Origin of the sequence: Aeribacillus sp. FSL M8-0235, assembly GCF_038000355.1 — a bacterium.
Classification (GTDB): Bacteria; Bacillota; Bacilli; order Bacillales; family Aeribacillaceae; genus Aeribacillus; species Aeribacillus composti.
This window is the reverse complement of sequence record NZ_JBBOBW010000001.1, coordinates 2,335,559-2,348,195: the sequence shown is the minus strand read 5'-3', so window position 1 is coordinate 2,348,195 and position 12,637 is coordinate 2,335,559. Positions and strand designations below refer to the sequence as shown.

14 protein-coding genes and 2 pseudogenes are annotated in these 12,637 nt (G+C 38.8%); 12 read left to right on the top strand and 4 right to left on the bottom strand.

All coding sequences use genetic code 11. The annotated features are described in order from the left end of the window. Window positions 1-8 precede the first annotated feature (8 nt). From NSQ71_RS11330 to NSQ71_RS11305, 6 genes and pseudogenes are all read left to right on the top strand, one after another. A complete protein-coding gene (locus NSQ71_RS11330; RefSeq protein ID WP_066251907.1) occupies window positions 9-551 on the top strand; it encodes a ReoY family proteolytic degradation factor in 543 nt (180 codons plus the stop codon). A gap of 83 nt (window positions 552-634) precedes the next feature. Continuing rightward, window positions 635-1,078 carry a YpiF family protein gene (locus tag NSQ71_RS11325; RefSeq protein ID WP_066251905.1) on the top strand — a complete coding sequence of 148 codons (444 nt, stop codon included), beginning with the start codon at window positions 635-637 and terminating at the stop codon, window positions 1,076-1,078. A 140-nt stretch (window positions 1,079-1,218) separates the two neighbouring features. Next, window positions 1,219-1,731 carry a QcrA and Rieske domain-containing protein gene (locus NSQ71_RS11320; RefSeq protein WP_063388569.1) on the top strand — a complete coding sequence of 171 codons (513 nt, stop codon included), beginning with the start codon at window positions 1,219-1,221 and terminating at the stop codon, window positions 1,729-1,731. Window positions 1,732-1,734: 3 nt separating this feature from the next. Next, complete coding sequence (gene qcrB, locus NSQ71_RS11315; protein ID WP_063388568.1) at window positions 1,735-2,409, top strand: menaquinol-cytochrome c reductase cytochrome b subunit; 675 nt, start codon at window positions 1,735-1,737, stop codon at window positions 2,407-2,409. Window positions 2,410-2,473: 64 nt separating this feature from the next. Then, window positions 2,474-3,241, top strand: a complete 768-nt coding sequence (locus NSQ71_RS11310) for a menaquinol-cytochrome c reductase cytochrome b/c subunit (protein ID WP_063388567.1) — start codon at window positions 2,474-2,476, stop codon at window positions 3,239-3,241. Window positions 3,242-4,135: 894 nt separating this feature from the next. Beyond that, window positions 4,136-4,981: pseudogene (locus NSQ71_RS11305) on the top strand (alanine/glycine:cation symporter family protein); the annotation flags it as partial. A 157-nt stretch (window positions 4,982-5,138) separates the two neighbouring features. Here NSQ71_RS11305 and NSQ71_RS11300 read toward each other — a convergent pair. Continuing rightward, window positions 5,139-6,389 (bottom strand): IS4 family transposase, encoded by a 1,251-nt coding sequence (locus NSQ71_RS11300; protein ID WP_339192832.1) that lies wholly within the window; start codon window positions 6,387-6,389, stop codon window positions 5,139-5,141. Between the two features lie 119 nt (window positions 6,390-6,508). Between NSQ71_RS11300 and NSQ71_RS11295 the strand changes: the two are divergent. Continuing rightward, window positions 6,509-7,102 (top strand): annotated as a pseudogene (locus tag NSQ71_RS11295) (alanine:cation symporter family protein); the annotation flags it as partial. Between the two features lie 388 nt (window positions 7,103-7,490). Here NSQ71_RS11295 and NSQ71_RS11285 read toward each other — a convergent pair. Both NSQ71_RS11285 and NSQ71_RS11280 read right to left on the bottom strand, forming a co-directional pair. Beyond that, window positions 7,491-7,760 (bottom strand): hypothetical protein, encoded by a 270-nt coding sequence (locus NSQ71_RS11285; protein ID WP_340733962.1) that lies wholly within the window; start codon window positions 7,758-7,760, stop codon window positions 7,491-7,493. A gap of 150 nt (window positions 7,761-7,910) precedes the next feature. Further along, window positions 7,911-8,132: a hypothetical protein gene (locus NSQ71_RS11280; RefSeq protein ID WP_340733961.1), complete on the bottom strand. Its 222-nt coding sequence runs from the start codon at window positions 8,130-8,132 to the stop codon at window positions 7,911-7,913. Window positions 8,133-8,419: 287 nt separating this feature from the next. Between NSQ71_RS11280 and NSQ71_RS11275 the strand changes: the two genes are divergently transcribed. Beyond that, window positions 8,420-9,019 (top strand): DUF1405 domain-containing protein, encoded by a 600-nt coding sequence (locus NSQ71_RS11275; protein ID WP_327856242.1) that lies wholly within the window; start codon window positions 8,420-8,422, stop codon window positions 9,017-9,019. A 64-nt stretch (window positions 9,020-9,083) separates the two neighbouring features. Beyond that, the gene (gene ypjB / locus NSQ71_RS11270; RefSeq protein WP_063388562.1) at window positions 9,084-9,863 is read left to right on the top strand and encodes a sporulation protein YpjB; all 780 of its coding nucleotides are present in this window, start codon (window positions 9,084-9,086) and stop codon (window positions 9,861-9,863) included. Between the two features lie 209 nt (window positions 9,864-10,072). Here the strand turns inward: ypjB and NSQ71_RS11265 are convergent, their stop codons facing one another. Beyond that, a complete protein-coding gene (locus NSQ71_RS11265; protein WP_340733960.1) occupies window positions 10,073-10,942 on the bottom strand; it encodes a YitT family protein in 870 nt (289 codons plus the stop codon). Between the two features lie 141 nt (window positions 10,943-11,083). Here NSQ71_RS11265 and NSQ71_RS11260 point away from each other — a divergent pair, with 141 nt between their 5' ends. Genes NSQ71_RS11260 through mgsA form a run of 3 tightly spaced genes read left to right on the top strand, consistent with a single transcriptional unit; the run spans window position 11,084 to window position 12,618 of the window. After that, window positions 11,084-11,407, top strand: a complete 324-nt coding sequence (locus NSQ71_RS11260; protein ID WP_063388560.1) for a nucleotide pyrophosphohydrolase — start codon at window positions 11,084-11,086, stop codon at window positions 11,405-11,407. Between the two features lie 15 nt (window positions 11,408-11,422). Then, window positions 11,423-12,202: a 4-hydroxy-tetrahydrodipicolinate reductase gene (gene dapB, locus NSQ71_RS11255; RefSeq protein ID WP_063388559.1), complete on the top strand. Its 780-nt coding sequence runs from the start codon at window positions 11,423-11,425 to the stop codon at window positions 12,200-12,202. Between the two features lie 11 nt (window positions 12,203-12,213). After that, window positions 12,214-12,618 carry a methylglyoxal synthase gene (gene mgsA, locus NSQ71_RS11250; protein WP_063388558.1) on the top strand — a complete coding sequence of 135 codons (405 nt, stop codon included), beginning with the start codon at window positions 12,214-12,216 and terminating at the stop codon, window positions 12,616-12,618. The last annotated feature ends 19 nt before the right edge of the window (window positions 12,619-12,637 follow it).

Sequence of the window (12,637 nt, the reverse complement as noted above, 5' to 3'; positions counted from 1 at the left end):
GGTTAAAGATGAAAGCCCCTGTTTCTGTTAACGAGAAGAAAGAATTTATTCGCTGGTTTTTAAATCATTATCAGTTGAAAAGACGGGAATGCGTATGGATATTAAATTATTTAATGAGCCATGATTCATTAATGGAAAACGTCCACTTTGTAGAGCATGCCAAATTTTGTCCGAGGGGAATGGTCATGTCCACCCACTGTGTGGATGATGTTCCGTTTAGATTTTATAAAGAAAATGTGATGACAACAGATGCAGAAAAGTCTTTTCACGATATTCGCTTGAATAAAGATGAAGACTTGTATATCCAGTTAAACTTTCGCGCTCAATACCGTTCCCCGGAATATGCTGCCGTTTTAGTTGAAAATCCATATTTGCCTAAAGATATGCAAAGAAATGAGAAAGACCGGCTGCTTGCGGAAAAAATTTTGGAGGAGTCAATTAAAAAATTTCAAAAAGAAAAACTCCTCCGCTTAATTGATGAAGCGTTGGATGCTCACGATGAAGAGGCGTTTCGAAAGCTTGTAAAACAATTGAACAATTTAGGATGTTAGGCAATGTGTACAGCATTGCTTTTTTATTTTGCTTATCAGTTTTATAATGAGTAAGGAAAAATAAAAAATAGGGGCTGAAATCAGTGAAATGGCAAATGGTTGATATCGATTCTTTTCTTCAATCAAGGGAGTACGTTGATACTGCAGTTGTTCCTCTCCTATCGGTATCTTTTGATGAGGAACTGAAAAGAAGTGCGTCAAAAGCAGATTTTATTACAATTGTTTCACAGGAGCTTGAACGGCAGTTAAAGGGGCGGATCATGCTGTTACCTCCGTTTGTTTCTTTAAAAAATGACGACATTGATTTGGATAAACTGTTAAAAAAGTGGAAAGATACGATTAAACAGCATTTTCAGCATGTCATTTTTTTAACATGTGAAGAAAGATGGCGCAAAGAAGGTGATGAATTTATATGGATTCCGTCAATCCCAATAGAACATATGGATCAGGATGTAAAGCGAAAGGTTGTTCAGGACCAAATCGAACAAATTATGAACATTTTATTACAATATTGGAATCGAACCTAAAAACCCTTTCAATCCCTTGTTTCTAACGATATGATTATATTGACCTTCTACAAAGATTGATATATCATGAGTATGTCCTAGTTTTATATGTTTCTGTATATGTCCATTATGGACTAGCTTGAGATAGAGGGGGGAAAAAGATGAGCGAGAATAAACACCGTGTTTCAAGACGTCAATTTTTAAACTATACGCTAACGGGTGTAGGCGGCTTTATGGCTGCGGGCATGCTCATGCCGATGGTTCGTTTCGCTGTAGATCCTGTATTGCAGCCGAAAGCAGCTGGAGAATTTGTTAATACAAATGTAAAGGAATCAGACATTAAAGAGGAACCGACACGCGTTGACTTTACCATTAAACAGAAGGACGCGTGGCATGAAGCTGAAGAGCCAAAATCCGCGTGGGTTTATAAAAATGAAAAAGGAGAAATTGTTGCACTTTCTCCAATCTGTAAACACCTTGGCTGCACAGTAAACTGGAACGGGGATAAATCAAACCCTAACATGTTCTTCTGTCCTTGCCACGGAGGATTGTATGAGAAAAACGGCGACAATGTCCCTGGAACACCGCCTTCTGCTCCGCTGGATGAATATGAGTACAAAATTCAAGATGGATTTTTATATTTAGGAAAAGCTAAACCAAGAGGGGGGGCGTAATAAGTGCTCAACAAATTGTATGATTGGGTTGATGAACGGTTAGATATCACCCCTTTATGGCGCGATATCGCAGACCATGAAGTTCCCGAACATGTTAACCCAGCCCATCACTTCTCAGCATTTGTATACTGCTTTGGGGGTTTGACGTTTTTTGTTACAGTGATTCAAGTGCTGTCTGGCATGTTTTTAACGATGTATTACGTGCCGGATATTAAAAATGCATGGGAGTCTGTCTATTATTTGCAAAATGAAGTGGCGTTCGGACAAATTGTTCGCGGTATGCACCATTGGGGAGCAAGCTTAGTCATCGTCATGATGTTTTTACATACTTTACGTGTATTTTTCCAAGGAGCATACAAAAAGCCACGCGAGCTTAACTGGATTGTCGGTGTACTCATTTTCTTCGTTATGCTAGGTTTAGGTTTGACAGGTTATTTATTGCCTTGGGACATGAAAGCGTTATTTGCGACAAAAGTTACCTTGCAGATTGCTGAATCGACACCGCTTATTGGTGAGTACGTCAAAATTTTGCTTGCAGGGCATTCCGAAATTGTCGGTGCGCAAACATTGACTCGCTTCTTTGCGATTCATGTATTTTTCTTGCCTGCTGCATTATTCGGATTAATGGCAGCGCACTTCTTAATGATTCGCAAACAAGGGATTTCAGGTCCGCTATAAAATCCGGCTTATTCTTTTTTAGTAAGTTGTTCGTGGCGAACCGCTTAACAAAGGAGGGGAAACAATGCATCGCGGAAAAGGTATGAAGTTCGTTGGAGACTCTCGTGTGTCGGCTGAAAGAAAGCCGAACATACCGAAAGACTACTCCGAATACCCAGGAAAAACTGAAGCTTTTTGGCCCAACTTTCTTTTAAAAGAATGGTTAGTTGGCGCGGTCTTTTTAATTGGCTTTTTATGTTTAACCGTTGCCCATCCGTCACCGCTTGAGCGGGTTGCAGATCCTACGGATACTGGTTACATACCGCTTCCTGACTGGTACTTCTTATTTTTATACCAGCTTTTAAAATATTCTTATGCATCAGGTCCTTATACCGTTATCGGTGCAATCGTAATACCTGGACTGGCATTTTCTGCGCTACTTCTTGCTCCATTTTTGGATCGCGGACCAGAACGCCGTCCGCATAAGCGTCCGGTTGCTGTAGGAATGATGCTGCTAGCTGTAGCTTCCATCGTTTATTTAACATGGGAGTCGGTTGAGCATACGGACTGGGAATTAAAAGAGGAACAAGGGAAAATTAAAGCGGAAGCTAAAATTGATACAAATTCGGAAGGATACAAAATATTTCAGGAACAAGGCTGCGTCTCCTGCCACGGTGATAACCTGCAAGGCGGAGCGGCTGGACCTTCTTTAGTTGATAACGGATTGTCTCCGGAAGAAGTTGCGAAAATTGCTAAAGAAGGCGTAGGAAGCATGCCTCCTGGAATCTTTAAAGGTACGGATGAAGAGTTGAAAGTATTAGCAGAGTTTGTTTCTAGTGTTACATCGAAATAAAAAGAGCTGACATCGCGTTTGTCTGTATAGCTTGTAGAGAAAGGAAGATTTTTTCTCTACAAGCTTTTTTATTGTCTTATCTCCATTGACTGTGAAACAACTCTAACAATTAAGTCAGCAAGATTGATGCGATTGTATTTTCTTTTTGTAGACTGGTAAATGAAAAAATAGAGGAGGTCAATCGCCTTTGTTGACGGCTTTCTATCCATTTACTATTTTTTGACAAAATGATAAAGAAGGAGGGCTAGGACACCTGCTTATTATACGTTTCTCCTGTACACTCTAAACCAGCCACGTGTTCTAAATCGGTATTGGTTTCTATAGCCAGTATGCTAAGGCGTTTACTGTTTTGATTTTATGATTTGTGCCCTCTGCTCATGTGTAGGTATGGAGTGTCTGAAAGTATTCCATGATTGGGGTATTTGATAATTGAATTTTGAGCTGCTCCAATTATATATTTCACGATCATCGACACAACGATATCGTTTCACATAAACAATTCAAAACAACGGTTTATTTCATAAGGGTAATTCACAGATTTTCTGAACATTTGTGGTGAAAAAAGCCGTAAAAGGACAGCGTTCTTGCTAAAACCTTTTCTCTATTTAAACATTATAATGTGTTTCAAACATATGTTAAGTAACGACTTAAAATTCTGGAAATTCTAGTCGCACAGAAAATATGTTCAACCTCCTGACAATTGGTTGCATAGCACTAACATTCATTTCAAATAATTCAAAAATATTTTCTTTTTGTGTTATTTCACAAAAATTAATGAAGAATCTATTATAAATATAAATGCTGAGCTATAATTACTCATAACATTAAAATAAGGGGGAATTTTTTTTGGATGGTTTTATTGAAACATTGAGTGGGTGGCTTTGGAGTACGCCGATGATCGTATTTTGTATTGGAATCGGAGTGTTTTTTTCATTTATGACAAAATTTGCTCAAATACGATTGATCAAAGATATGGTTCAGCAAATGTTTAAAGGAAAAAGTTCCAAGTCAGGAATTTCTTCTTTTCAAGCATTGTCGATCGCATTATCGGGACGGGTCGGAACCGGGAATATTGCTGGTGTTGCTACTGCGATCGCATACGGTGGTCCCGGTTCAGTATTTTGGATGTGGCTAATTGCTTTTTTTGGTGCTGCTACGGCATATGTGGAATCGACACTTGGCCAAATTTATAAAGAAAAAGTGGATGGGATATACTGCGGAGGACCGGCTTATTATATTGAAAAAGGGTTAAATCGACGTTGGGCCGGAATGGTTTTTGCTGTGGCTGCGATTGTAGCAATGAGTGTTTTAATGCCGGGTGTTCAATCAAATGCCATTTCTTCTGGATTTAAAAAAGCATTCTCCGTTGATCCGACCGTAACAGGAATCATCTTAGTTGTACTATTGGGAGTGATTATTCTTGGCGGAGTAAAAAGAATCGCCAACGTCGCTCAATTAGTAGTGCCTTTTATGGCAATCGGATATATACTTATTTCACTTATCATTATTATCATGAATATTGAAGCAGTTCCTGGTGTGTTTAAACTAATTTTCTCTAGTGCGTTTGGAGCTAATCAATTATTCGGAGGGATTTTAGGAAGTGCGATTTCTTGGGGTGTAAAGCGTGGGATTTATTCAAATGAAGCTGGTCAAGGAACGGGGCCGCATGCTGCTAGTGCTGCCGAAGTTTCCCACCCGGCCAAACAGGGGCTCGTACAGTCATTTTCTATTTACATTGATCAGTAGCGTTGCATAAAAAAATTTAATGTTTGTCAAGCTCAATAAAAATTCCAGTTATTTCATGTAACTGAATATTCAGACATACAATCTTTCTAAGCAAGCTTAAAAGGACAATGACGTCTTAATCGGCAGTCCATTTCCACAATTTGGTAATATATTACAGAAACATTGGATCATAAACTAAATCGTCTAGGTGTTCCACCTCCCCTTCTTCAAATTGGTACACGATGGTTTCAAAATCTTTTTCCCAATGGTATTTTTTCCGACCGTTGGACGTTCGAATTGGCTTTTTAAAAAGGGAGCGAACAAAACAGTCAAAACCTTTAAAAAGCAGATTCTGTAAAGTTCGCTTGATCTCTAATAAAGGACCATCGTGATTCACTTTTAATTGGAGCATGGCCTGTAAGCAATAGGTGATTAGGGCGATCCAAATTTGATTGTAAACGGCATTTTGACTTTTTCCATAAAATCTTTTTATCTTAAGGTGCTGTTTCATCCATTTAAAGAAGGTCTCTATCTTCCAGCGATATCGGTATAAATCTGCAATCTCTTCCGCAGAAAGATCAAAGCAATTGGTTATGATGATCACGGGATTCCCTTCGCTGTCGACCGTTTCGATCAATCGGAGAGGATGAGTCATTTTGGTATGATTACGGTCATTTCCTAAAATGACAATCTGATCCCTATAAATCAAACGTTCTGGATTGGGAATCCGTTCCGATAAAACTTCAATCTCTGCGTTCTTTTTAAGCCGGGTAATGAATCGCACCCCTTCTCGGCATAAGCGGTCGAACTGTTTGTAATCGACATACCCTCGATCAAACAAGTAAATCGCATTTGGATCGATTTCAATGAGTTCGTCCATCTGTGTGCGATCGGCATGTTTCGCGGGTAAGATAATCCCTTGATCCGGAACAGTGATATCCTTCGTTACAACAACCTTTAAATGGAGTCGAACACCAGCCTTTGTCTTACGAAAAGTTGCCCATGGATATTGGCTCAAACTCATGCTCATCGTGGTAGAATCAATGACCAGAAGACGACCAATGTTTCGGATGATCGGGGCATTTTTCATTTGCCCTTGGATCTTTAAGACCAGATATTTAAATACTTTTTCAAACAGTTGAGGGGATAATTGGCCTAATTTGCGAGAAAGTTGCGAAGTACTAATTGCATCAAATTCCAGATATGTCTGCAACTCTTCCTTGTCTTTCAAATGTTTGGCCAATTTTGTTAAGCTTTCCAATTCGTTTAACTGAGCGATGATACAAAGTTGTAAAAACTTATACGCCGTTAATTTTTTAATGTATTTGTCAACGTCAATCACATTAATTAGTTTTGAAAAAGTTATTGGATCGATCTCTTTAAATAGTTCATTTATTGTGGATTCTGTGGTATTCTTATCCATAATGGTTTCTCCTTATTCTTAGGATTTGGATAGGACTGCCAATCCTAATTATAAGGAGTTTTTTTATATCCAAAAAGATGAAATTTAACATAAAATTGGGCTTGACAAATTAAAATTAACTTAATGCAATGCTACTGTACATTGATACATTGCTTGTCTGTTCAGCAACAGCTTTTATGATTTTGTTTACAAATTCCTACAATGTGTATGAGCCTGATCAAAAATCATTGCTTGTAAACAATATTGGAGAAACTGTTGAAGTGGGTACTGCTTATACTCAAATTGCAGTCGATTCCCAACTACCTGGATTTGGATCCCCCTTTGTAGCAGTGGCATTATTCTTCTTTGCATTTACAACAATAATGGCATACTATTATATTGCCGAGGTAAATATTATATATTTGTTTAAGAAAAAAAGTAAGAATATACCGATTCTTGTCTTAAAGTTAATTTTTTTGGCTGCCGTCTTTTACGGAACGGTTCGGACATCTGATATCGCATGGACTTTGGGAGATGTCGGACTAGGATTGATGGTATGGGTGAACTTAATCGGTCTCGTATTATTATATAAACCGGCCATCAGGGCGTTAAAAGACTATGAAAATCAGAAAAAACAAGGTGTCGATCCGACTTATGATTCTACAAAACAGGGTGTAAAAAATGCCGAATTTTGGGCAGACGGGTATAAACATGAAAATGAAGAAAGATCCTAAAGATTGCGTACCAACAATAAGCCCCTTTTTTAACGTAAATTGGCGAGAAGTCGCTCACCTTTATAGGCTGTGTGATGAATCGCCCTTTCTTTTCACTTGTGTTATGATCAGTTTATCAAAGGAAATGATCTTAATATAACATTGGGATTAGATAGTAATAATCATTCAGTGTTTTTCAGCATCGTAGACAATGATAGATGACGAAATATCAGAGTATGCAAACAGTACATTTGTTAGCATCGCTGAATCATATCACATGACTCTTTAGTCTTCCCTCCCGACTGTTAAGAGCTTCGGTATTCCTATGCGAAATTGTGGTAAACTCATTCTAGCCGGACGATCTTTGTTTCGCTTCTCCTCCAGGTCTGTTGATTAGCAAAATCTTTTATCAACCTGAGAATTCCTCGACAGCTGTACCGTACATTGCTGTACAACGGAAGAATTCTAAGTGAAACCGAGCAGTGCTGTATGCTCGATGAACGGGTTCACAGTAATCTTGTTTAAACCGCTCATAGCGGTTGTTGGAAAACAGTTTGATGAGAAAGTCAAGTTCATTCGCTTCAAAATCGCCAGTCGCAATCCAGTCCATGGCAAACATGCACTTAGCTTCTTTGATGTAATTTCCCATGGAACATCGTTTGTTGTAAAAACGCCACAAATTGAGCGCTTCCTACTCGAGGTTGGTGGCGATTGGTTTGTATCGAAATCCGTATTAAAGATTAGATTTAGAGCATCTGGCCGTCATCCACCACCTGTGTTTGGCATTATGATCTCAACAAGATGAGGGTTCTTCCAGAAGATCGCTTGGTTAGGTGACCGTCATGCCTTCTTCATCATCGACGTACCATTTCCAGTAACGACAGGCGGCATCTTCCGCAGCGAGACGTTTCGTTGATGCTGGCAAGTCCTGTAGCGCTTTCTCAGGCTTGATTTTTCGAATGCTCCAGGAATATTTGAATCTGCCGAAGTTGTTTGCATTTTGCGATGTACATTCGGTCTTGATTTTGTGGATAGGTGTGGTAGACTTCACCTTAAAGGTGCTCCTTTTTTGGTAGGTCATGTTCTTATCAAACAAAATTCTACCAAAGATGAGGAGCGCTTTCCTTATTTACAGAGAATGTTACTCTTGATAATCAGGATGAATATTGTTGCTGTGGAAGGCGATAAACTTATTTTTAAAATGCCTTCCTACATTTAGTTCTTCAAAATATAAGAAACATTTCTGCAATGAAAAAAGAGTGTTTTCTTGGCATACATAGTACAGGGTGTCTCATGATACATGACCCCGAATTCAATAAAACCAAGGAGTGAACTTGGATGGGTTGGTTATTTTTTTTATTAAGGCAGCGATCATTTTTATATTTGATGCTTTTAATCAATACAGCAGGAACAATTTATGGTTATATTTGGTATAAACAGCAGCTTTCCGAAACACCGCCACAGTTTATTGCGTTTGTTCCTGACAGTCCAACCGCTAGTTTGTTCTTTGTTTTCGTTTTGATTGGGTTTCTTGTTGGAAAGCATTTTAAATTGTTTGAAGCACTAGCGATGATTACGCTATTTAAATATGGAATTTGGGCGGTTGCCATGAACCTGTTTGTATATTTGGAAACGGGTGTTTTATCCATTTACGGAATGATGCTCATTTTGTCCCATTTAGGAATGGCAATAGAAGGGCTGTTGTATGCACCGTATTATCGGTTTGAAATGAAGCACTTGATGCTGGCCTCCATATGGACGCTTCACAATGAAATTATTGATTACGTTTTTGATATGATGCCTCAATATAGCGTTTTAAATCAATATTCTGCGCTAATCGGTTACTTTACGTTTTGGCTGAGTATTATTTCCATTGCGATCGCCTATTTTTTTGTTATAAAAAATCAAACATACAAATTTGAATTGAAAGAATTGTAAGAAACATGGTCTACTCTTGTCCACTCTTGAATAACTATTACTAGTAGTTATAGGGGGGACAAGAATGAAAAAATGGATCAGTACGTTGATTGTTCTCTTGCTTTTTTTCCTGCTTCAAATACCGATCAATGCAAAAGAAAAAAACAATTGGGAAACATTGGATGTCATGACGAATTATGCGTGGCAGCTTTCAAAGCAAAAAAAGTTTGATGAAGCGAAGCAGCTGTTATTATTTCTTGAAAACGAATTTAAAGAAAATAATGTTGAAAACCGCTTATCAATAAATGAGCTTCGGGTCATTTCTGCTTCTTACGAAAAAGCGTTGGATGCCGTTGAGAACGATGGAATGAGCTATGAAGATCGGATCGACAAAGTCACTCAATTCCGGCTTGTTGTTGATGCAATTCTGTCTGAACACCAGCCGCTCTGGAGCACAATGGAAGAACCGATCATGACGACATTTGCAGAATTAAAAACGGAAATGGAAAAAGAGGATTGGGCGGCTTTTCAGCATGAGTGGAATCGTTTTTTGTCACTGTACTCCGTTATTTATCCAAGCCTTACCGTTGATGTTGACAGCAAAAACATTGATAAGATTGAAACACATATTTCAGCAGTAAACGACAAAATGTTTTTTGAAATTTCGAAAAAGACAAGACAGAAGCATATGATGGAAATCGAAAAAGACTTAAAAAACATTTTTGATCGCGTCAAAAACGACGAAGCAGATCCATCGCTGTTATGGGTGATGTTTTCAACGGGCAGCGTCATTTTTATTGCACTAGCTTATACAGGATGGAAAAAATACAAAGGAGAAAAAACAGATAAAAGAAAAGAGAACTAGAGTGCGGGGCTGTCTAATAAGTCGTTTTTTGGCTTATTGACAGCCCCCTTTTATGTTTTTTAGAAACGTTGATATATCGATGTTTATGATTTTTTGTTTTCAAAAGGGATTTGACTTTCTGGACAGCCCCTGTCAGTGCTTAAACAGGTTTTTGTTTTCATGAAGGGTAAATCCTTCTTGAGCAAACATCGTTGACGACAAGAAACGCGTTAGTGCTCAATCGGATTTTTATTTTCATCAAGGGTAAAGCCCTCACCGAGTACATCATGAACGTCGCTGACGACAACAAACGCATGAGGGTCGACAGCTGTAATAACTTGTTTCAGCTTGACAAATTCATTTTTGGCAACGACGCAATATAAAATATTCCGATTCTGTTTTGTAAACGAACCTTGTCCTTTTAAAATGGTCACTCCGCGATCCATATCCTTCATGATTTTTTCGGCAATTTCCTCATGTTTCTCCGATATGATGGTCGCTGCTTTTGCTCTATAGGCACCTTCCTGAATAAAATCAATGACTCTTGTTCCGATAAAAACAGCCACTAATGTGTACATGGCTTCGCGATAGGATAAATAAAAAATGGACGATAAAGTGATCACGCACGCGTCAAATAAAAACATTGTTTTTCCCATGCTGATGCCGAAAAATTTATAAACAAGACGAGCAATGATATCAACTCCACCTGTTGTTCCGCCATAGCGAAAAATAATCCCTAGTCCAACGCCGATGAAAACTCCTGCAAACAGAGCCGCCAATGTTAAATCTTCATGTAGAGGAATATGAAATGGATGCAGCTGAAAAATCCATAAAAAGAACGAAACCGAAATCGTTCCAATTAATGTATACAAAAAAGTCGTCTTCCCTAAAAGCTTCAATCCAATAAAAAAAATGGGTACATTCAATACAAGATTGGAAATAGAGGGGTTGATTTGAAACAAAAAAAATAAAAGGAGCGTAATACCAGTAAAACCGCCTTCAGCTAAATTGTTTTGCATATTAAAATGAACGAGTCCAAACGAGAAAATAGCGGATCCGAGCAATATAAAAAAGAGGTTTTTCAATTTAAAAGGCAACAAACTCCCACCTCCTATTTTTTTCGATGTTTTTAATTATAATGGATCAGATTGTATGTTACAATTCAATCGACATTTCTTTTCATTGTCAAATGGTAAGGAATTAGCTAACATGAAAGAGAAGACAAATGAGGTGGTTGCCTAATGGAACGTAAAACAATTAAAGACCTGCAAAAAGAAGTAGATGATTACATATCCCAATTTAAGGAAGGCTATTTCAGCCCGCTGGCGATGCTTGCGCGATTAACAGAAGAGCTTGGTGAGCTTGCAAGAGAAATTAATCATTACTATGGGGAAAAGCCAAAAAAAGAAACGGAGAAAGAGAAAGAAATTGAAGAGGAAATTGGCGATTTATTGTTTGTCATCATTTGCTTGGCCAATTCTTTAAACATTGATCTTGAGAAGGCGCACGATCGCGTCATGCATAAATTTCAAACTAGAGATCGAAACAGATGGACAAAAAAATAGAAAGGTGATGGAATAATGGAACAAATTAAGATCGTCATTGCCGGCCCAAGAGGACGCATGGGGCAAGAGGCAGTAAAACTGGTAAATGAAACAGAGCATTTTACACTTTCAGCTGTACTAGACAAAATAAATGATGGCGAATGGTTTCAAGATCAAGTCCGCACCTATACAAACCCTGAGCAATGCTTTGCAGAAACATCGCCAGACGTGTTGATTGATTTGACAACACCAGAGGTTGGAAAAATACATACAAAGCTTGCGCTGGAGCACGGTGTCCGCCCTGTAGTAGGAACTACCGGCTTTCAGGAAGAAGACTTGCAGGAATTGAGAAAATTAGCGGAAGAAAAAGGAATCGGGGCAATTATCGCGCCAAATTTTGCGATTGGAGCTGTACTGATGATGAAATTTGCAAAAATGGCGGCCAGATACTTCCCTGATGTTGAAATCATCGAAATGCATCATGATAAAAAGCTTGATGCACCTTCTGGAACTGGAATCAAAACGGCTGAAATGATTTATGAAGTTCGCGGAAATAAAAAGCAAGGACATCCGGAGGAAAAGGAAACGATCAAAGGAGCAAGAGGCGGCGAATGGAATGGCATTCATATCCACAGCGTTCGTCTTCCAGGGTTAGTGGCTCATCAAGAGGTTTTGTTTGGCGGTGACGGTCAAACGCTGAAAATTCGCCATGATTCCTATAATCGTGCGTCTTTTATGTCAGGAGTAAAGCTTTCCGTTGAAACCGTGATGAAGATCGATACGCTCGTTTACGGGTTGGAAAACATTATTGAATGAGGGGGAAATATATGAAGATTGCACTCATTGCTCACGATAAGAAAAAGGACGATATGGTTCAATTTACTATTGCTTATAAACATATATTAGAAAAGCATGATTTATTTGCAACAGGCACAACAGGCTTAAGAATACAGGAAGCAACTGGACTGAAAATTCACCGCTTCCAATCCGGTCCGCTTGGAGGCGACCAAGAAATTGGTGCATTAGTCGCGAAAAACGAGATGGATGCCGTCTTCTTTTTTCGCGACCCGCTGACTGCCCAGCCTCATGAACCGGACGTTTCTGCCCTTATCCGTCTATGCGATGTGTATGCAATCCCCCTGGCAACCAATATGGGCACTGCGGAAATATTAGTAAAGGGGCTTGAACGGGGAGATTTTACATGGAGAAACATCATCCACGAGAAAAATTGAGCAGAAATCATAGTTTTGA

Bases quoted from the DNA above. Each gene is read 5' to 3' on its own strand.
- NSQ71_RS11330 (WP_066251907.1), top strand. From the start codon at position 9: ATGAAAGCCCCTGTTTCTGTTAACGAGAAGAAAGAATTTATTCGCTGG.
- ypjB (WP_063388562.1), top strand. From the start codon at position 9,084: ATGAAAAAATGGATCAGTACGTTGATTGTTCTCTTGCTTTTTTTCCTG.
- NSQ71_RS11275 (WP_327856242.1), top strand. From the start codon at position 8,420: ATGGGTTGGTTATTTTTTTTATTAAGGCAGCGATCATTTTTATATTTG.
- NSQ71_RS11260 (WP_063388560.1), top strand. From the start codon at position 11,084: ATGGAACGTAAAACAATTAAAGACCTGCAAAAAGAAGTAGATGATTAC.
- NSQ71_RS11300 (WP_339192832.1), bottom strand. From the start codon at position 6,389: ATGGATAAGAATACCACAGAATCCACAATAAATGAACTATTTAAAGAG.
- mgsA (WP_063388558.1), top strand. From the start codon at position 12,214: ATGAAGATTGCACTCATTGCTCACGATAAGAAAAAGGACGATATGGTT.
- NSQ71_RS11320 (WP_063388569.1), top strand. From the start codon at position 1,219: ATGAGCGAGAATAAACACCGTGTTTCAAGACGTCAATTTTTAAACTAT.
- dapB (WP_063388559.1), top strand. From the start codon at position 11,423: ATGGAACAAATTAAGATCGTCATTGCCGGCCCAAGAGGACGCATGGGG.
- NSQ71_RS11310 (WP_063388567.1), top strand. From the start codon at position 2,474: ATGCATCGCGGAAAAGGTATGAAGTTCGTTGGAGACTCTCGTGTGTCG.